At 74.9% G+C, this 18,216-nt stretch carries 16 protein-coding genes; 8 read left to right on the top strand and 8 right to left on the bottom strand.

The window, feature by feature from the left end; all coding sequences use genetic code 11:
* Positions 1 to 216: 216 nt before the first annotated feature.
* The gene (locus tag BX285_RS07295) at positions 217 to 1,470 is read left to right on the top strand and encodes a serine hydrolase (protein WP_121174736.1); all 1,254 of its coding nucleotides are present in this window, start codon (positions 217 to 219) and stop codon (positions 1,468 to 1,470) included.
* Positions 1,471 to 1,557: 87 nt separating this feature from the next.
* Positions 1,558 to 2,049 (top strand): NUDIX hydrolase, encoded by a 492-nt coding sequence (locus BX285_RS07300; RefSeq protein WP_097237255.1) that lies wholly within the window; start codon positions 1,558 to 1,560, stop codon positions 2,047 to 2,049.
* 66 nt (positions 2,050 to 2,115) lie between these two features.
* On the opposite strand, the gene BX285_RS07305 is transcribed toward BX285_RS07300, so the two are convergent.
* From BX285_RS07305 to BX285_RS07315, 3 genes are all read right to left on the bottom strand, one after another.
* Positions 2,116 to 2,877, bottom strand: a complete 762-nt coding sequence (locus tag BX285_RS07305) for a Clp protease N-terminal domain-containing protein (RefSeq protein ID WP_097237256.1) — start codon at positions 2,875 to 2,877, stop codon at positions 2,116 to 2,118.
* Positions 2,878 to 2,960: 83 nt separating this feature from the next.
* Positions 2,961 to 3,704, bottom strand: coding sequence for a tyrosine-protein phosphatase (locus BX285_RS07310; RefSeq protein ID WP_121174738.1), 744 nt, complete (start codon positions 3,702 to 3,704; stop codon positions 2,961 to 2,963).
* A gap of 106 nt (positions 3,705 to 3,810) precedes the next feature.
* A complete protein-coding gene (locus BX285_RS07315; RefSeq protein WP_259470455.1) occupies positions 3,811 to 4,566 on the bottom strand; it encodes a VC0807 family protein in 756 nt (251 codons plus the stop codon).
* Positions 4,567 to 4,831: 265 nt separating this feature from the next.
* On the opposite strand from BX285_RS07315, the gene BX285_RS07320 reads away from it, so the two are divergent.
* The 6 genes from BX285_RS07320 (at position 4,832) to BX285_RS07345 (ending at position 12,961) form a co-directional block, all read left to right on the top strand.
* On the top strand, positions 4,832 to 5,677 hold the full coding sequence (locus BX285_RS07320; protein WP_097237257.1) for an RNA polymerase sigma factor: 846 nt from the start codon (positions 4,832 to 4,834) through the stop codon (positions 5,675 to 5,677).
* Positions 5,674 to 6,705, top strand: coding sequence for a hypothetical protein (locus BX285_RS07325; protein WP_097237258.1), 1,032 nt, complete (start codon positions 5,674 to 5,676; stop codon positions 6,703 to 6,705). Before BX285_RS07320 ends, BX285_RS07325 begins: the two co-directional genes overlap by 4 nt.
* 312 nt (positions 6,706 to 7,017) lie before the next feature.
* Positions 7,018 to 7,815, top strand: coding sequence for a hypothetical protein (locus tag BX285_RS07330; RefSeq protein WP_147465124.1), 798 nt, complete (start codon positions 7,018 to 7,020; stop codon positions 7,813 to 7,815).
* A 107-nt stretch (positions 7,816 to 7,922) separates the two neighbouring features.
* On the top strand, positions 7,923 to 10,187 hold the full coding sequence (locus BX285_RS07335; protein ID WP_121174740.1) for a bifunctional polysaccharide deacetylase/glycosyltransferase family 2 protein: 2,265 nt from the start codon (positions 7,923 to 7,925) through the stop codon (positions 10,185 to 10,187).
* A 12-nt stretch (positions 10,188 to 10,199) separates the two neighbouring features.
* A complete protein-coding gene (locus BX285_RS07340) occupies positions 10,200 to 11,819 on the top strand; it encodes a protein kinase domain-containing protein (RefSeq protein ID WP_121174741.1) in 1,620 nt (539 codons plus the stop codon).
* A gap of 164 nt (positions 11,820 to 11,983) precedes the next feature.
* Positions 11,984 to 12,961 (top strand): LuxR C-terminal-related transcriptional regulator, encoded by a 978-nt coding sequence (locus BX285_RS07345; RefSeq protein ID WP_097237262.1) that lies wholly within the window; start codon positions 11,984 to 11,986, stop codon positions 12,959 to 12,961.
* Between the two features lie 98 nt (positions 12,962 to 13,059).
* Here the strand turns inward: BX285_RS07345 and BX285_RS07350 are convergent, their stop codons facing one another.
* Genes BX285_RS07350 through BX285_RS07370 form a run of 5 tightly spaced genes read right to left on the bottom strand, consistent with a single transcriptional unit; the run spans position 13,060 to position 18,216 of the window.
* Positions 13,060 to 14,019 (bottom strand): aldo/keto reductase, encoded by a 960-nt coding sequence (locus tag BX285_RS07350; protein ID WP_121174742.1) that lies wholly within the window; start codon positions 14,017 to 14,019, stop codon positions 13,060 to 13,062.
* The gene (locus BX285_RS07355) at positions 13,994 to 15,001 is read right to left on the bottom strand and encodes a lysylphosphatidylglycerol synthase domain-containing protein (RefSeq protein WP_183107020.1); all 1,008 of its coding nucleotides are present in this window, start codon (positions 14,999 to 15,001) and stop codon (positions 13,994 to 13,996) included. The genes BX285_RS07350 and BX285_RS07355 overlap by 26 nt, the downstream gene beginning before the upstream one ends.
* Before the next feature lie 41 nt (positions 15,002 to 15,042).
* Positions 15,043 to 16,059, bottom strand: a complete 1,017-nt coding sequence (locus tag BX285_RS07360; protein ID WP_121174744.1) for a glycosyltransferase family 2 protein — start codon at positions 16,057 to 16,059, stop codon at positions 15,043 to 15,045.
* Positions 16,052 to 17,200: an endonuclease/exonuclease/phosphatase family protein gene (locus BX285_RS07365; protein WP_097237266.1), complete on the bottom strand. Its 1,149-nt coding sequence runs from the start codon at positions 17,198 to 17,200 to the stop codon at positions 16,052 to 16,054. Before BX285_RS07365 ends, BX285_RS07360 begins: the two co-directional genes overlap by 8 nt.
* Entirely contained in the window at positions 17,194 to 18,216 is a 1,023-nt protein-coding gene (locus BX285_RS07370) for a UbiA prenyltransferase family protein (protein ID WP_179852830.1), read from the bottom strand. The genes BX285_RS07365 and BX285_RS07370 overlap by 7 nt, the downstream gene beginning before the upstream one ends.

Raw genomic sequence — 18,216 nt, forward strand, 5'->3', positions numbered from 1 at the left:
CGGGTGGATCGGCTGTCGTCGGGCGGCCGTCCACCGCGCCGTCTCCCCGGGGGCGGGCACCGAACTGCGGGTGCCCGCCCCTGACGTGTGGTCACGGGTGTTCTCGGGGTTGCTCGGGGTCGATCTCCGGGCCCCTACGGGGGCTTCCCGGATGCCGCGGTGGACCGTACTCCCGAAGACTCTCTCCCGTCAGTACCGCCGTTGGAGAGAAGCCGCATGAACACCCTTACGCGCAGCCGTCGTTGGTCCACGCTCGCGGCAGCCGGCGCGCTGCTCGCCGCCGTCGCGGTCGGCGGCGCGGCCCCGGCCCTGGCCGCCGGTGCGCCGCAGGCCGGCACCGGAACCGCCGCCACCACGGGCAGCCCCGCCGCCACCACCCGGCCCGGCCCGCTGGACCGGGCGGCGCTGGCGAAGACCATCGACACCCTGCCCGCCGACATCACCGGCGCACTGGTCCGGGTGGACGGCCCGGGCGCGCGCTGGCGCGGCACCTCCGGCGAGGACGTCCCGGCGAACGGCCGGTTCCGGATCGGCAGCATTTCCAAGGTCTTCACCGCGACCGTGATGCTCCAGCTCGTCGCCGAGGGCAGGGTCGAGCTGGACGGCACCGTCCAGCAGTACCTGCCCGGGCTGCTGCCGGCCGGCTACCCGCCGGTCACCGTACGGGAGTTGCTGGACCACACCAGCGGCCTGCCCGGCGGCGGCGGGATGACCTCGGGGGACGGCAGCACCGCGTGGTTCGCCGCGCACAAGGCGCAGTACTTCAGCCCCGAGCAGGTCGTCGCCGACATGCTCACCCAGCCGATGGGCTTCGCGCCCGGCACCGCGCAGCAGTACAACGGCAACAACTACTTCGTCGCCGCCATGGTGATCGAGAAGGTCACCGGCGACACCTTCGCCGACCAGGTGCGCCGGCGGATCACGGGCCCGCTCGGCCTGCACGCCACCTACGTCCCGGCCGCCGACGACCTGACCATCCGCGGCCCGCACGCGCACGGCTACGTGGACGTCCGCGCCGCCGACGGCAGCACCGGCCGGGTGGACGTCACCGAGCAGAGCCCGTACCCGTGGGCCGAGGGCGGCATGATCTCCTCCGCCGCCGACCTGGAGCGCTTCTTCGACGCCCTGTTCCGCGGCCGGCTGCTGCCGCCCGCCCAGCAGGCCGAGGTGTTCGCCGTCCCGGACCTGCCGAACGACCACAACAGGAGCTGCGACATCGGCCCGACCACCGGCCACGCCTGCTTCAGCGCCGGCGGCCTGCTGCGCTCCGTGCTGCCGAACGGCACCGAGGTGTGGGGCAAGACCGGTGCCCGGCCGGGCTACAGCAGCGCCGTCTTCGCCACCCGCGACCTGTCCCGCACCCTGGTCGTCGGGCTCAACCCGACCGGCATCTCCGGCGAGGAGTTCCCCACCCTGTGGAAGACGGTGACCACCGCCTTCGGCTCCGGGCAGGTGTACGGGGCACGGTGAGCCGGGCCGCCGGTGGCCCGCGCCGAGTCCGGGCCGGCGGTGGCAGAGTGGGGCCACCGAACCCCACCCTGCTCCAGGAGGACCGCAGTGACGGCTGAGCCCTTGAAGTCCCGCGAGGAATGGTTGGCGTCGCTGCCGAGGATCTACGCGGCGTCGGGCTGCCTGCTGCGGGACGAGTCCGGCCGGGTGCTGATCGTGAAGGCCGGGTACCGCGAGCACTGGCAGTTCCCGGGCGGCACGATCGACCTCGGCGAGGGCCCGGTGGAGTGCGCCGCACGGGAGTTGACGGAGGAGACCGGTCTCGTCGGCACGGCCGGCGCGCTGCTGGCGATCTCCTGGACCCACCCGTCGGGCGAACTCGACCACCCGGCCGAGCACTTCATGTTCGACTTCGGCACCGTCCCGGACGGCACCCCCGTGACCGTCCCGGCCGGCGAGCTGGACGACTACCGCTGGGCCCCCGTCGAGGAGGCGCTGGAGCTGCTGGGCCCGGCCCGTTCGGCTCGGCTGCGGGCGGCGCTGGAGGCGGCGGAGGACGGCCGGGTCCGGATCGTCACCACCCACGTGTCGGGCTTCTAGGGCCTGTCCGGCGGCCGACTGCCGTGCCCCGGGCGGGAGTTCCGCCCCGGGCACGGCGGCCTGGTTTCACTGCTGCGGGTCGGACTCCGTGTTCCGGGCGGCGATGATGGCGGCGATGGCCTCCGAGATGAAGGTCTCCGCCTCGGCCTTGTCGACCTTCAGCCCGGCGAGCACGCCCTCGCCGTGCTCCTGCTCCAGCAGGGCGAGCAGGATGTGTTCGGTGCCGACGTAGTTGTGCCCGAGCTTGAGCGCCTCGCGGAAGGACAGCTCCAGCACCTTCTTGCCCAGCCCGTCGTACGGGATCATCGCGGGCAGCGTCTGCTCCACGGCGGCCGGCAGGACGGCGGTGGTCGCCGTCCGGACGGCGTGCGGGGTGACGCCCTGGGCGGCGAGCGCCTTGACCGCGATGCCCTCCGGCTCGGCGAGCAGGCCGAGCAGGATGTGTTGGGCGCTGATCTCGGCGTTGCCCGCCTTGCGGGCCTCCTCCTGCGAGGCCACCACGACCTTGCGGGCCCGGGGCGTGAACCGGCTGAAGCCCTGGCTGGGGTCGAGGTCGTTCGGGGTGCCCGGGTCCTTGGGGACGAAGCGTTTCTGGGCGGCCTGCTTGCTGACGCCCATGCTGCGGCCGATGTCGGTCCAGGAGGCGCCGGAGCGGCGGGCCTGGTCGACGAAGTGGCCGATGAGGTGGTCGGCGAGGTCGCCGAGGTGGTCGGCGGCGATGACCGCGTCGGAGAGCTGGTCCAGCGCGTCGGCGTGGACCTTCTTGATGGCCGCGATCAGGTCGTCGAGGCGCAGCGGAGTGCTGTTGGGAACAACGGGATTCTCCATGCGTCAACCGTAGGTTGTCGCCCCGGGGGGCGTCAACCATCGGTTGACGGTGGATCTTCGAGGGCTCCTGCGCCCGGTCCGTCCTACGCGGCGGTCAGCAGCCGGTCCCGGACGGCGGTGATCACGGCGGGCGTCACGCCGGCCCCGAGCAGGTAGCCGACCGGGTCGAGCCCGTCGAGCGCGGCGGCCAGGGCGGCCTCGGCGGTGGTCCCGGCCTCGGCGAGCACCGCGTCGATCCGGCGGTACGGGTCCGGCAGGCCGAGCATCCCGTACAGCGGGCGGACGTTGGGGCCGCTCAGCAGGTAGTCCTCGGCGATCGTGGCGCGGTCGGCCCCGGCCAGGGCGAGCAGCAGCAGGGCGGCCAGGCCGGTGCGGTCGCGGCCGGCGCCGCAGTGCACCACCACTGCGCCGGGGCGGGCGCCGGCGATCGCGGCGATCAGCGCGGCGGCGGCGTGCGGGCAGTGGTCCAGGTACGGGCGGAGCGCGAGGGGGGTGCCGTCCAGGTGGCCGTGGGCCTCCCACCAGGCGGGGCCGGCGAGTTCGTCCAGCGGGACGCGGATCAGGTCGACGCCCTCGGGGAGCGGGAGGAGCGGCTTGTACTCCTCGGCGTTGCGCAGGTCGACCACGGTGCGGACGCCGTGGTCGAGGAGGGCGTCCCAGCCCTCGGCGGTGAGGCGGTCCAGGTTGTCCGCCCGGACTATCGCGCCGCGGGCGGTGGGGCGGCCGGAGGCGGTGGGCAGTCCGCCCAGGTCGCGGACGTTGAGACAGCCGTCCCAGACGAGCGTGCGGTCCTCGGTGGCGGTCAGCGTGTCCGTCGTCCGGTTCATGGGGCTCCCCGTTTCCTCGCAGGGAGTCCCGTTACCCCCTCGTTATGTAAGGACTCCCGGGGCATCGGGATGGTTCCTGGCCGTTCGACCCGTGGACCACCGGTGTTCAGGCGGCGGTCGGGCCCTCGGCCTCGGCGCCGACCAGCTTCTCCATCGGCTCGACGGCGATCCGGCCGAGCATCGAACCGGCCACGATCGCGCCGACCAGGAAGACCGTGGACAGCCAGGCCATCGTCGCGACCGGCAGGGTGAAGGCGCCGACCACCCGAGCCGCGCACTCGGTCAGCAGCGCGGTGCCCCAGATCGCCGAGAACATCCGCTCGTGGCGGCGGAAGGCCCGCGAGCCCGACGCTCGGCCCTCGGCCAGCCGCTGCCAGGCGGCGGCGCGGTCCCGCTTGCCCTTGGTGACGAAGGGCATCAGCATCGGGCTCATCACCGGACGGCCGATCAGTGCGGAGGCCAGGATCGCGATCGCGACGGTGCCGCTCAGCCCGCCGTCCTTGGCGATCATCAGCCGGGCGTCGCCGGTGACGAAGGTCAGCGCCAGGCCCGCCAGGTTGACGGTCAGCATCAGCGCGGCCCACAGGTTGAGCGTGCGCTCGCGCAGCAGGCCGAGGACGGTCCGGCCGGCCGGGAAGGCGCTGCTCCAGGCCAGCGCGGCGAACTCGCTCAGGCCGAAGGCCGAGTGCAGCAGGTAGTAGCCGACCAGCGGGGCGGCCACGTCCAGGGCCAGCGGGCGCAGACCGGAGGCCAGCGGGTTGGGGGACTTGGCGTGGGCGGCGGCGCCGGCGGCCTTCGCGGGAGCGGTGACGGGAGCGACGGCGGTGGCGGTGACGGCGGCGGCGCTGACGGTCTGGCTCACGGTGGGTTCCTCCCCGGCTGGTGGCCGCGGGCTCCTGCCCGCGTCGTGCCTCCAGTTTTTCCGGCCGGCCCTGCGCCGGAGCAGTGCCGTCCGTTGCGGGATCCGTGTGACAGCTGTCATGGTGCGCGCCGTGATACCGTCTCTGACCTGCGGTTTCTTTCAGCGCTCCGGAGGGAGCGGTGACAGCTCGCGCCCCGGCGCGCGCGGCGCGTACGGGTACGACCGGCTGCCGGGGGCGCCGACCCGGGCCCCCGCATGGCGCATCATGTGGCGGGTGCAGAGTGCAGAACGCCCAGGAGCGGGCACCGGCAGTTCCGTCGGACGGCCCGGACCAGTACCCCCCTCCGATCCGCCGCCGGGCCCGGCCCCCACACCCCCCGACCTGGCCGAAGCGGTCCGCGCCGCGCAGGGCGGGGACGAGGAGGCGTTCCGGCTGCTGTTCCGGACCGTCCAGCCGGGGCTGCTGCGCTACCTGCGGGTGCTGGTCGGCGGCCGGCCGGAGGACATGCAGGACGCCGAGGACATCGCCTCCGAGACCTGGCTGCAGATCGCCCGAGACCTGCGCGGATTCTCCGGCGACGGGGACGGCTTCCGCGGCTGGGCCGCCACGATCGCCCGCCACCGGGCGCTCGACCACCTGCGGGCCCGCCGTCGCCGTCCGGTGGCCGACCTGCCCTTCGAGTACCTGGCCGAACTGGCCGCCGGGGACGACACCGCGGGTGCGGCGCTGACCGCGGTCGGCACCGCCGACGCGCTGGCGTTCATCTCCCGGCTGCCGCCCGACCAGGCGGAGGCGGTACTGCTGCGGGTGGTCATGGAGCTGGACGCGGAGAGCGCCGCCCGGGTTCTCGGCAAACGGGCGGGCAGCGTCCGGATGGCCGCCCACCGGGGGCTGAAGCGGCTGGCCAAGCTGCTGGAGCAGCCGGGCGCGGTCGGGATCCCCGCCGCGCGCCGGGCCGGGGCGCCGGGCCCGGACACGGCGGGGAACCCCGCGACGGGTGACGGAGACCCCGCGACGGACCCGGCGGACCCCGTGGGGAAGTCCGCGAAAAAAAATTCTCCGCAAGGTGTGACAGGACGCCGGGCCGCGACGCTGAAGGACATGAGATGAGCACCAACCGATCCCGTCGGATCGACCGTGACACTGCCGAGCAGCTGCTCGGCGGTGCCGTGGGCGGCACGTCGGCCGGGCAGGACGCCTCGCTCACCGGACCGGACGGTCCCGGGCAGCTCGCCCGGGTGCTGGCCGCGGCCGCCGCTCCCGCGACGGCCGGGGAACTGGCCGGGGAGGAGGCCGCCCTGGCCGCGTTCCGGGAGGCGAGTCTCACGCCCGATCCCGTAGTCGATGTCAACCCCGTCCGGAGACGACCGATGGCCACCACCGCCCTCGCCAGGGCCTTCAGCACGAAGGCCGCTGCCGCCGTGCTCGGGGCCACGGCGCTGTGCGGGGTCGCGGTCGCCGCCGGGACGGGGAACCTGTCGGTGGGCGGCTCCACCGAGCCGGAGCACACGCTCTCGGCCGGCGGCGCCCTCGGCAGTTCCTCGGGCCCCGGTGCCACCGCGGGCTTCCGGGCCGGAGGCGCCGCACCGGACGGTTCCGTCAAGCCGTCCGGGGCCGGTGCGCAGCCGGTCGGACCGTCCGCGTCCCCGACGCAGGGCACCCCCTCGGCGGACGGGCACGGCGGTCAGCCGCTCGCGCCCGCACTGGCCGCCCTCTGCCACGGTTTCACCGACCGGGAAGGCAAGGGCGAGCACCCCGGCCAGCTGGCCGCCGAGTCGCAGTTCGGACCGCTGGTCGACGCGGCGGGCGGCGCCGACAAGGTGGAGCGGTACTGCGTCGACGGGCTCGCCGCCCAGGGCGGCGACAGCCGTCCGGGCGCCGGCGCGCCGTCGCACGATCCCGGCCGGGCCGACGGCAGCACCCAGGGCAGCGGCTCCGGCAACAGCTCCGGCAGTGGCTCCGGCAACGGCAAGGGCACCGGGAACGACACCAAGGGCGGCGGGGACGGCAACGCGAACGGCGGCGCCAAGCCCGGCAAGCCCGGGGTGACGGTCCCGTCCGTGCCGGCCGTGCCCACCCCGCCGGCCGTACGGCCGAGCAAGCCCGACCATCCCGACGGTTCCGCCGCCGAGAGGTAACCCCCTGATCTCCGGATGGGCGGCGAGCGACTCCCCCCGGGCTCGCCGCTCATCCGGACCGGACCACCCGCAGGACCTGTCAGGACGCAGGAACGACAGGAGCAGGACAGCAGGAAGCAGTACCACCCGAAACTCCGGGTGGCCGGTCGGCTCCCCCGTGCCCGCCGTCCACCCGGCCGGCCCCGGCCGGACCGGCAAGGCGTCACCCCGGACGCGCCGCCGGCCCGGTGGGCCCGGAACCGTGCGGCCCGCCCGCCCGCAGTCAGGGCGGGCCGCACACCCCGTGCGACCAGAACGGACGTGGACCCGATCGTGACCGTCGATCTGCACGACCACGAGCCGGCGGTCGGGGAACCGCTGCCCGGTTCCCCGGCCGCCTCCCCTTCCCCGGAGGCCGCCGCGCCCGCCCTCGTCCCGGCGTACATGGCGGCCGTGGGCCGCCCCCGCGCCCCGGAGGCCGCCGCGCCGGCCGAGAACGCGGTGCCGGCCGCGACGGCCGCGACCGCCGTCCTCCCGGTGTACGTGGACCCCGAGACCTCCGTGGACGCACCCGGCCTCCTGGCACCCGCTGAGGTGCCCGTGGAGCACGCCGAAGCGGCCGGGAGCACCGCCGCCCCCGTGTTCGTGGACTCTTCCGGCCGCCGCCAGCGGCGGGTGCGCCACCTCGGCCTGCTGCTCGCCGTCCCCGCCGCCGGCTACCTCTGCCTGCTGGTGAGCACCGTGCTCGGCGGGCCCACCGTCAGCGCGCCGTTCCTGCCGCTGCCGCAGGCCCCGGCGGCCGGCGCGCCCGCGCAGGCCCCCTCCCCGGCCGCGCCGACACCCTCGGACCTGGGCACGGAACGCCCGGACTCGGTCCAGCCCGCCCGGGCCCAGCCGACGACGGCCGCCTCCCACCCCGCCACCTCGGCGGCCCCTGGCCGGACGGCGGCTCCGCCCGTCCCCGTGAACGTCACCCCGACCCCCGAGCCCACCGCGTCCGCGCCGTCCCCGGGCGGCAACGGCAACGGCGCCGCGGGTCCCACCGCCGCCCCGACCCCCGGCCACGGGCGCCCGACCGTGCCGCCGGGCAACTCCGGCAACAAGCCGAACAAGCCCGCCCCGACCCCCTGACCCCGCCGGACGCCCTGGGCCCGTCACGCACCCGCCGACCCGATCGCGCCGGGTCCCTCCGCCGTGCCCTGCCGCCTCTCGCCCGCCTCCCGGAAAGCCACCCCCCCATGAGCACCGCCCGCCGCCGAAGAGCCGCCCCGCCCGTCCGGAACAGCCGCCGGGGCCGGCGCGGCGTGGTCCGCCAGGGCCCGTTGCGCACACACTGGCTCCTGCTGACCGCCCTGCTGCTCACCCTGGCCGCCACCCTGCTGTTCCAGGGCTACACCCAGCACCTGTACGACGACCGTCCCGACCAGTCCGCCGCCCCGGCCTCCGCCGCCACCGTGCCGGAGGCGATCCGCACCGGCGGCCCGGTGATCGACAGCGCGGGCGGGCAGCCCCGGACGGCCGCGCCCGCGCCCGGCACCATCGCGCTCACCTTCGACGACGGCCCGGACCCGCGCTGGACCCCGCAGGTCCTCGACGTGCTGCACCGGGCCGGCGTCCACGCCACCTTCTTCGTGGTCGGCACCCAGGCGGCCGCCCACCCCGAGCTGGTCCGCCGGATCGTGGCCGAGGGCCACCAGATCGGCATCCACACCTTCACCCACACCGACCTCGGCGCCGCGCCCGCCTGGCGCCGCACCCTGGAGCTGCGCGAGGCCCAGCTGGCCCTGGCCGGCACCGCCGACGTGACCAGTTCGCTGCTGCGGCCGCCGTACTCGTCCACCCCCGAGGCCGTGGACGACCCGGGCTGGTCCGCCGTCCGGCAGGCCGGGCGGGAGGGCTACCTGACGGTGCTCACCACCCGGGACAGCGAGGACTGGCGCCGCCCGGGCGTGCCCGAGATCGTCAAGGCGGCCACCGCCGGGCCCGGCGACCAGGGGCAGATCCTGCTGATGCACGACGCGGGCGGCGACCGTTCGCAGACCGTCGCCGCCCTGGACGGCGTGCTGACCGCCCTGAAGGGCCGGGGCTTGCGCTTCACGACCGTCAGCGAGGCCGTCGGCCTGCCGAATCCGGTCCACCCGGCCGGGGCCGGCGACCACTGGCAGGGCCTGGCCCTGGTCTGGCTGCTGCGCGGCGGCGACCTGGTGCTCGCGGTGCTGGGCTGGCTGCTCTGGGCGGCGGGCGCGGTCAGCGTGCTGCGCGCGGTCGTGGTGCTGTACGCGGCCCGCCGGCACAAGCGGCTGCGCCGCCGCGGCTGGGGCCCGCCGGTCACCGAGCCGGTCAGCGTGATCGTCCCGGCGTACAACGAGTCCGCCGGGATCGAGGCGGCGGTCCGCTCGCTGCTGGCCTCCGACCACCCGGTCGAGGTGATCGTGGTCGACGACGGCTCCACGGACGGCACCGCCGACCTGGTGGAGTCGCTGGACCTGCCGTACGTCCGGGTGATCCGGCAGGAGAACGCGGGCAAGCCGGCCGCGCTGAACACCGGCATCGCGGCCGCCCGGGCCGAACTGCTGGTGATGGTCGACGGTGACACCGTCTTCGAACCGGACGCCGTCCGGATGCTGGTGCAGCCCTTCGCCGACCCCGCCGTCGGCGCCGTATCCGGCAACGCCAAGGTGGTCAACCGCGGTGGTCTGCTGGGCCGTTGGCAGCACATCGAGTACGTGGTCGGCTTCAACCTGGACCGCCGGCTGTTCGACCTGGCCGAGTGCATGCCCACCGTGCCCGGCGCGGTCGGCGCCTTCCGCCGCTCCGCGCTGCTGGCCGTCGGCGGCGTCGGCGAGGAGACCCTGGCCGAGGACACCGACCTCACCATGGCGCTGTGCCGGGACGGCTGGCGGGTCGTGTACGAGGAGCGGGCCAGGGCCTGGACGGAGGCGCCCGCCTCGCTGAGCGCCCTGTGGCGGCAGCGCTACCGCTGGTGCTACGGCACGCTGCAGGCGATGTGGAAGCACCGCGGGGCGCTCGCCCAGCGCGGGCAGGCGGGCAAGCTGGGCCGGCGCGGCCTGCTCTACCTGCTGGTGTTCCAGGTGCTGCTGCCGCTGCTCGCCCCGGTCGTGGACGTGTTCGCGCTGTACGGGCTGGCCTTCCTCGACCCGGTCCGGATCGTCGGCCTGTGGGCGGCGTTCCTGCTGGTCCAGGTGCTGATGGGGGCGTACGCGTTCCGGCTGGACAGGGAACGGCCGGGGCCGCTGTGGAGCCTGCCGCTGCAGCAGTTCGTGTACCGGCAGCTGATGTACCTGGTGGTGATCCAGTCGGTGTTCACCGCGCTGGCCGGCTCCCGGCTGCGCTGGCAGCGGATGCAGCGCTACGGCAGCCTGCGGGTGCCGGCCGGCGGGCAGCCCGCGGCGATGCCGGGAACTCCGCCGGAGCCCGTTGGCGTCGACGGCTATCGTGCACGGGTGCACGAGGCGGCCCGGAACCCCGGGCAGGGCACGTGAGGGGAGCTCCAGGTGATCGGACGGGCGCTGAACGGGCGTTACGAACTCGTCGGGATACTCGGCGTCGGCGGCATGGCCACCGTCTGGCGCGGGGTGGACCGGGTGCTGGGCCGTCAGGTCGCCGTGAAGGTCCTCAACGGGGGTCTGGCCGACGATCCGCGCTTCGCCGAGCGGTTCAGCCGCGAGGCGCAGCACGCGGCGATGCTGGTGCACCCGCGGATCGTGATGGTCTTCGACTCGGGCGTGGACGAGGGCACCCCGTTCATCGTGATGGAGCTGGTCAACGGCCGTTCGCTGGCCGCCCTGCTGGCCGAGCAGCGGACCCTGCCGGTGGAGCGCGCCGTGGGCGTCGCGACGGCGGTCTGCGAGGCGCTGGCGGTCGCGCACGCGGCCGGGCTGGTGCACCGGGACATCAAGCCCGGGAACATCATGATCACCGACGACGGCGGGGTGAAGGTCGTCGACTTCGGCATCGCCAGGGCCGGCTCCTCCAGCAACCTGACCCAGGCCGCGAGCGTGCTCGGCACGGCCGCCTACCTCTCGCCCGAGCAGGCCACCGCCTCGGAGCTGGACGGCCGGACCGACCTGTACGCGGTCGGCTGCGTGCTGACCGAGATGCTCACCGGCGCGACCCCGTTCACCGCCGAGACGCCGGTGGCGATCGCCTTCAAGCACGTCAGCGAGCAGCCCCTGCCGCCGTCCGCGCGGCGCCCGGGCCTGCCGCCCGCCCTGGACGCGGCGGTGCTGCGGCTGCTCGCCAAGAACCCGGCCGACCGCCCGGCGGATGCCACCGCCGCGCGGGCCGAACTGCTCGCCACCGTCCCGGGGCTGGTGGTCGGCGACCCGACGGCCGAACTGCTCGCCACCGCGGCCGCCACCCAGCTGCTGCCGCCGGTTCCGCAGCCCGGCGCCGTCCAACCGTCGGGGTCCGCCGCGCAGCCCGGAGCCGTGCCGCCGAACCAGCAGCACACCACGCTGCTCCCGCCGCAGCCCCCGGCCGCCACCTCGGTGATGGCGCCGGTGCCCGCCGCGCCGGGGTCCGGGTTCGCGCCGACCTCCGCGCCCGGGTTCGTGCCCGTCCCTGCCCCGGCCCGGGGCAGCCGCCGCAAGCCCCTGGTGCTCGGCGCGCTGGGGGTGGCCGGGCTGGCCGGGGTCACCGCCCTGGCGCTCACCGCCTTCGACGAGCCGGCCGGCAACGCCGCCGCCAAGCCCGTCAAGCCCGCCGCCGGCGCGCCCGCCACCCCGGGCGCGACCTCCGCCAACGCCCCGACGCCCACCGCTGCCGCCACCTCGGCCACCCCGTCCGGGCCGGCGGCGCCCACCCAGGCCGTCCCGCGCAACCAGCCGGCCGCGCTGCAGCTGCAGTCCTTCCGGCAGGCGGTGGCCCAGGCCCAGGTCGCCAAGGACCGCGACAAGCAGGCGGAGCTGCTGAGGATCCTCGACACCAGCGCCGCCCGCCTCAACGAGGGCAACCCGGACGAGGCCGCGCAGGACCTGAAGGGCGCCCAGAAGGTGATCCGCGACCTGGCGAAGAAGCACTCCATCGACCCGCTGACCAACGCCAACTGGAACGCCCGGCTCTCGGCCCTGTTCACCACCCTCCACGCGACGGCGGACAACCAGGACGACTGACGGGACGGGGTTGTCCACAGGCTGTGGGCAACCCTGTTGACGGAGCCGGGGCCGTCGGAGCCGCCGGGTCCGAGGGCCCGGCATGAGAATTGGTATAGACCTACCTGGCAGCCTGGCCTAGCCTCCCATGGAGAACCGGACGGTGATCACACGGGGGAATTGCTGTGCTGGAAGTTCTGGGCATCGAACCGGAGGCCGAGGCCGTGTACCGGCTGCTCGTCGACGAACCGGGATTCCGGGTCGGCGACATGGCCGAGCGGCTGGGGTGGAGCGAGGAGCGGGTACGGGCCGCACTGAACCGGTTGGCCGAGCTCGACCTGGTACACCTGGAGGACAGTTGCCGGGACGTCGTGCCGTTCAACCCGGACGTCGGCTTCGGCTTCCTGCTCTCCCGCGCCACCGCGGACCTCAGCCGGCGCCAGCGGCAGATCGAGTCCGCCGAGCAGGCGGTGACCGCGCTGAGCGCCCGGTTCAACGCCAACCGGGCCTCGCGGCACGAGATCATCCACCGGCTGGACGGCCTGGACATGGTCCGCAAGCGGCTGGAGGACCTGGCCTCGACCGCCGAGCGGGAGTGCCTGTCCCTGGTCCCGGGCGGCGCCCAGCTGCCGGACACCATGGACGCCAGCGAGCCGCTGGACCGGCAGGCGCTGGAGCGCGGCGTGCGGATCAGGAGCATCTACCAGGAGAGCTTCCGCAACGACCAGGCGACGCTGGAGTACGTCCGCTGGTTCACCCGGCTCGGCGGCGAGGCCCGGACGGTGCCCGTCCTGCCGCTGCTGCTGGTCGTGGTGGACCGGGAGACCGCGCTGGTCCCGATCGACCCGGCGGACGCCCGGGCGGGCGCCCTGGAGGTCAGGACCCCGGGCGTGGTGAGCGCGCTGGCCCTGCTGTTCGAGCAGTTCTGGGCGGCGGGCACGCCGTTCGGCGAGGACCCGCGCCGGGACGAGAACGATCTGACGCCCCAGGAACGGGAGTTGCTGCTCCTGCTGGGCATCGGCTGCACGGACGAGGTGGCCTCGCGGCGCCTCGGCCTCTCGCTTCGTACGGTGCGCCGGATGGCCTCCCAGCTGATGACCCGGCTGGGCGCGCGCAGCCGCTTCGAGGCGGGCGTCCGGGCGGCGAAGGAGGGGTGGCTGTGAGCCGGCCCCGGTAGGTGGGTGCGCGGTGGGCCGGGGCCTGTCCCGCACGACAGGCCCCGACGGCCGGCCGCTCGTCAGGCGGCTCGTCGGGCGGTTCGTCAGGCCGCGTCGTCCAGCCGTCGGCGCTGCTCCTCGTCGAGCACGAGGTCCAGCGCCCCCAGGCTCTCCTCCAGCTGGGCCACCGAACTGGCCCCGACCACCGGGACGGTCGGGACGGGGTGCCCGAGCAGCCAGGCCAGCACGACCTGGTTGACGGTGGCGCCGGTCTCCTCGGCCACCTCCGCCAGCACGGCCAGCCGGGCCTTCGCCTCCGGCCACGCGTACCCCTCGCGCAGCGGCCGGTCCGGGCGGCAGTACGAGCCGCCGAGCAGCGGCGAGTAGGCGAGCAGCGTCAGCTCCGGCCGCTGCGCGAGGTGCGACAGCAGTGCCTCGTCGGCGTGCTTCTGGATGCCGAAGTCCGCGCCGGGCCGCGGCCGCAGGTAGCTGTGGCGCTGCTGGATGCACCGGTAGCCGGGCCAACCTCGCTCGGCGGCAAGGCGGTTGGCCTCGTCCAGTTCGGCGGCGCTGTGGTTGGAGCAGCCGAGGGCGGTGGCCTTGCCGTCGGCCACCAGGGCGGCGAAGGCGCCCATGGTCTCCTCGACCGGGGTGGCCGGGTCGGTCACGTGCGCGTAGTACAGGTCCAGGCGGTCGGTGCCGAGCCGGCGCAGGCTGCCCTCAGCCGCCTCGCGCACGGCGCGGGCGGACAGGCCCTCCATGTGCTCGGGGAAGGGGAGTCCGGGCACCGGGCGGGCGCCGAGCTTGGTGGCGAGCACCAGCTCCTCGCGGTTGCCGCGGCGGGCGATCCAGCGCCCGAGGAGTTCCTCGCTCTCGAAGCCGTCCGCACCGTCCGCCCAGAAGGCGTAGTTGTTCGAGGTGTCGACGAACGTCCCGCCGGCCTCGGTGAACCGGTCCAGGATCGCCGTCGCGGTCTCCTCGTCGACGGTGGTGCCGAAGGTCATCGCGCCGAGACAGAGCGCGCTCGCCGACGGTCCGTCAACGCCGAGGCTGCGGTAGTGCATCGGTCTTCCCTCCCAGGGGATCGGTGGTGGTGGAGCCGGCCGCGCCCGCGGGCCGGGCCCGCCGCGACCGGGTCAGCAGAATCATTACCCCGGCGGTGCCCAGTTCGGCCACCGTGCAGACCAGCCGGGAGAGGATCGCCGCGGCGCCCGCGGTGGAGACCGGGACGACCGTGGACAGCGACAGCACCAGCACCATCTCCCGGGCCCCCAGGCCGTCCGGCAGGACGATCGTCATGGTCCCGGCGACGGTGGCGAGCGCGAAGCCCCCGACACAGGCCGGCAGCGAACGGGCGGCCGGCCCGTCCAGGGCCAGCACGATCAGCCACAGGTGCAGCCCGGCCGAGAACCAGGACAGCAGCGCCAGGACCAGCGAGACCCGCACCGCCCGGGCCGAGACCCGGGCCGTCGGCGGCGGGCGGCGGAACAGCCGCGCACCGTACTCCACCGACGCACCGATCAGCCCGGGGCGGACCACGAAGCAGAGCAGCACCAGCACCGGCAGGGCGAGCCACCAGGTGTTGCCGCCGAGCACGGCGGGCGCGATGCCGAGCGCCGCCAGGCAGGCGGTCAGCAGGGTGATCCCCAGGCTGACCACGTAGGTGGTGACCATCCGCCCGGCCGTGGCCCCGTACTCGGCGCCCAGCTGGATGTGCGCGAGCAGCCCGAAGACCGGGGTCGGCAGGAACTTGCCGAGCAGCCCGCAGAAGAAGATCCGGGCGCTGCCGAACAGCCCGACGGGCGGCCCGAGATCGTCCAGGACGGCCCGCCAGGACAGCAGGCCGAGCAGCAGCCCGCCGACGTTCGCCAGTACGGCCACCGCCAGCAGCGCCAGCGAGCGGCCGTCGGCCATGGTCGCCAGCAGGCTCCAGGCGTCGTTGCGGGCCACCGCGAACAGGCCCGCGAGGCCGGCCAGCAGGAGCACGGCGGTCAGCAGGCGACGCCGGGCGGGCCGGGCGGGCCGCGGTGGGGCCGCCTGGGGCACACCCGGTGGCACCTCCGTACCGTCCGCCCCCGGTGCAGCCGTCATGACGCCCCGTGCCGCGGTCGCCGGAAGTTCCGGTCGGTGAGCGCCCGCACCGCTCCCCGCGCGACCCCCGCCACCAGCGCGCTGTGCAGCAGGAAGTGGTAGCCGACGAACGCCGGGTAGTACCGCAGCCCCCGGTCCCTGATCACGAACCGGGCCAGCCCCGGGTCCGCCACCGCGAACCAGGCCAGGCCCAGCGCCGGGCCGACGGCCGCCTTGCGCGAGAGCAGCAGCAGTGGCAGCGAGCCCCAGGTGACGGCGGTGGCCAGGACGCCCGGCATCCGGTTCGCCTTGAGCGCTCCCGGACGGAAGCGGTGGGCGGCCGCGAAGGCCACCAGCAGCTGCGAGCGCCGGTACTGCTCGGTGAGCATCGCGCCCAGCCGGTGCTCGTCGTCGTGCCGGCCGGCGACGGTCTCGGTCAGCAGGATCGGGTACCTCTCCGCCAGCCGCTCGCTGTACTCCACGTCCTCCGCCTCGCGCAGCGTCTCGTCCAGCGGCCCGACCTCCTCCCAGACCTCGCGCCGGATCGCGCACATGGCGAAGAAGACGGTGCTGACCCGGCCGGTGGCGCGCCGGCGCCACCAGTGCTCGTGCAGGACGCGGTAGCGCTCCACCGGCCCGTCGTCGAACAGCGCCCGCTTGCCGACCACCCCGTGCACGCAGCCGAGGTCGGGCTGCTCCCGGAGCAGCGCCACGGCGTTGGCGATCGCGTCCGGCTCCAGCGCGATGTCGGAGTCCAGGAAGAACAGGATCTCCCCGGTGGTCTCCTTCGCGCCCCGGTTGCGGGCCACGGACACCCCGCCGTTGGCCTGGGTGACGAGCCGGACGTCCGGGTACCCCCGGACGATCTCCGGGGAGCGGTCCGAGCTGCCGTCGTCGACCACGACCACCTCGTGCACGGGGTGGGTCTGGGCCAGGACGGACTCGACGACCGCGGCGATCGTCTTCTCGTAGTTGTAGTTGGGGATGATCACCGACACCGTGGGTCGTGCGTCGGTCCCGTCTGTGTCAGCCATGCGTGCCTCCCGAAGCGGGCCCGGAGATCCAGGCGTCCTGGCGGAGATGGTCGGATGTTCCCTCGGGGCTGCTCAGCGCGTAGCGGTGGGTCCGGGCGCCGTGCGCGGTGAACGCCCAGTCGAAGCGCCACCAGTCGTGCCGGCTGCCGGCGTCCCAGGACATCGGCAGGACCGTGTCGCCCGCGTCCGCCGCGTCCTGGGTGAGGCCGCGCAGCCCGTTGAGGTCGCCCATGCCGGCGTTGGTGTTGAAGTCCCCGGCGATGAACAGCGGGTTGGCGTTGGCCCGGACGTCCTCGGTCAGGCCGTCGAACTGCGCCCGGCGGTCCCGCTGCCGGCGGTGCACGTCCGCCGGGAAGTCCTGCAGGGGCATCCCGTACGCGACCGGCACCAGCATGTGGACGTTGTAGAAGGAGACCACCGAGCCGCCCACCGCGAGGTCGGTGCGCAGCACCTTGGCCCCGGCGAAGACGTGCGCCCAGTCCTCGTCCCCGGCCGCCCGCAGCGCACGGTCCGGGCCGACCGGCGGCTGCGCCACCACCGGGAACCGGGAGAGGGTCACCAACTCGCCCCGGGTGACGACCTGGTAGCCCGGGAACTCCCGCTTCAGCCGGGCGGTGTCGGCCACCTCCCGGGCGCCGTCCGCGCCGGCCGACTCGTCCCAGTGCAGGTACTCCTGGAGCAGGTAGACGTCGGCGTGCTGCGCCTTGAGGTAGGCGTAGAAGCGGTCCGGGTCCACGTCGGAACCCCAGTACTCGGTGTTCTGCGCGACGACGTGGATCGCGCCGGGCGGCACCGTGCGGTCGGCCGTCGCCGCGGCCAGGGTCAGCCCGGACTGGTCCAGCCCGACGGCGAGCGAGAGCACGCCCATCAGCGCCGGCCAGCGGACCCGGCTGCGGCTGCGGCGCAGCCGGACGGCGAGGGCCGCCGCCAGCAGCAGCACCGGGACGCCGAGCAGCACCGGCGGCGGCGCGGCTCCCGGCACCACCCAGAACCAGACCCGCCCGGCCAGCGCCTCCTGGAGCAGGCAGAACAGCAGCCAGAGGGCGCCGGCCCCGGCCAGCAGCCGGACCGGCCAGGTGGCGGCCCGGTCGGCGAGGAACCAGGAGCGCTTCGGCTGCGGAAACCGGCGGAGGGTCACCACGACTGCACCGCCAGCAGGACGGCGAAGCCGGTCAGCCAGAGCCCGCCCACCGCGAGCATCGTCCGGTCCGTGAAGAGGGTCCTGGTCGGCTCGCCGCCCTCCTCGCTGACCAGCAGGATCTGCAGGTAGCGGGCGATGGCGAAGACCGCCAGCGGGGTGGAGAGCAGGATGCGCAGCTGGCGCATGCTGCCGGCCGCGGCGTCGCTCTGCAGGAAGGACACGTAGGCGAGCACCGTCACCGATGCCGCGAAGGTGACCATGCTGTTGAGGAACGGCACCGAGTAGGCGCGCAGGGCCGGCCGGTGCAGCTCCGAGGGCCCGTTCTGGACCGAGGTCAGCTCGTGCCGGCGCTTGCCGAAGCCCAGCAGGATGCAGACCGAGAAGACGCAGAGCAGGAACCACGAGGAGGTCGTGACCGAGGCCGCCATGGCGCCGGCGCAGACCCGCAGCACGAAGCCGGCGGCGATGACGAAGACGTCGACCACCGAGACGTGCTTGAGGACGAAGCTGTAGCAGATGTTGGTCACCGCGTAGGCGAGCACCGGGATCGCCGCGCCCCCGACGAGCGCCGAGCCCGCCAGCAGGGCGAGGTAGAGGGCGGCGCCGAGCACGATCGCGGCCGGGACGGGGACGGCCCCGGAGGCGATCGGGCGGTGGCGTTTGACCGGGTGGCGGCGGTCCCGTTCCCGGTCGGCGAGGTCGTTGACGACGTAGGTGGCCGAGGAGGCCAGCACGAAGAGCACGAGGACGGGCAGCGCGCTGCCGATCGCCCGCCACGGCGCCGTCCCGGACTCCAGCAGGGGCAGCACCAGGACGACCGCGTTCTTCGACCACTGGTGCGGCCGGACGAGCCGGACCAGCCCGCGCACCAGCGAGCCGCGCGCGGCCTCGGGTTCCTCCGGGAGCTCGGGCGGGAGCCCGGTCGGGAGTTCGGTCGGCGGCGGGCCGGTGGACCCGTCGGGAGGATGGACCGGCGGGTCGGCGACGCCCTCCCGGTACTCGCTCGCAGTACTCAC

The sequence above is a fragment of the Streptomyces sp. 1114.5 genome (genome assembly GCF_003635085.1).
GTDB lineage: Bacteria > Actinomycetota > Actinomycetes > Streptomycetales > Streptomycetaceae > Kitasatospora.

What these genes read in the sequence shown, in the direction of transcription:
- BX285_RS07295 (WP_121174736.1), top strand. Translation starts at nt 217, where the DNA reads ATGAACACCCTTACGCGCAGCCGTCGTTGGTCCACGCTCGCGGCAGCC.
- BX285_RS07305 (WP_097237256.1), bottom strand. Translation starts at nt 2,877, where the DNA reads ATGGAGAATCCCGTTGTTCCCAACAGCACTCCGCTGCGCCTCGACGAC.
- BX285_RS07310 (WP_121174738.1), bottom strand. Translation starts at nt 3,704, where the DNA reads ATGAACCGGACGACGGACACGCTGACCGCCACCGAGGACCGCACGCTC.
- BX285_RS07320 (WP_097237257.1), top strand. Translation starts at nt 4,832, where the DNA reads ATGTGGCGGGTGCAGAGTGCAGAACGCCCAGGAGCGGGCACCGGCAGT.
- BX285_RS07325 (WP_097237258.1), top strand. Translation starts at nt 5,674, where the DNA reads ATGAGCACCAACCGATCCCGTCGGATCGACCGTGACACTGCCGAGCAG.
- BX285_RS07335 (WP_121174740.1), top strand. Translation starts at nt 7,923, where the DNA reads ATGAGCACCGCCCGCCGCCGAAGAGCCGCCCCGCCCGTCCGGAACAGC.
- BX285_RS07350 (WP_121174742.1), bottom strand. Translation starts at nt 14,019, where the DNA reads ATGCACTACCGCAGCCTCGGCGTTGACGGACCGTCGGCGAGCGCGCTC.
- BX285_RS07360 (WP_121174744.1), bottom strand. Translation starts at nt 16,059, where the DNA reads ATGGCTGACACAGACGGGACCGACGCACGACCCACGGTGTCGGTGATC.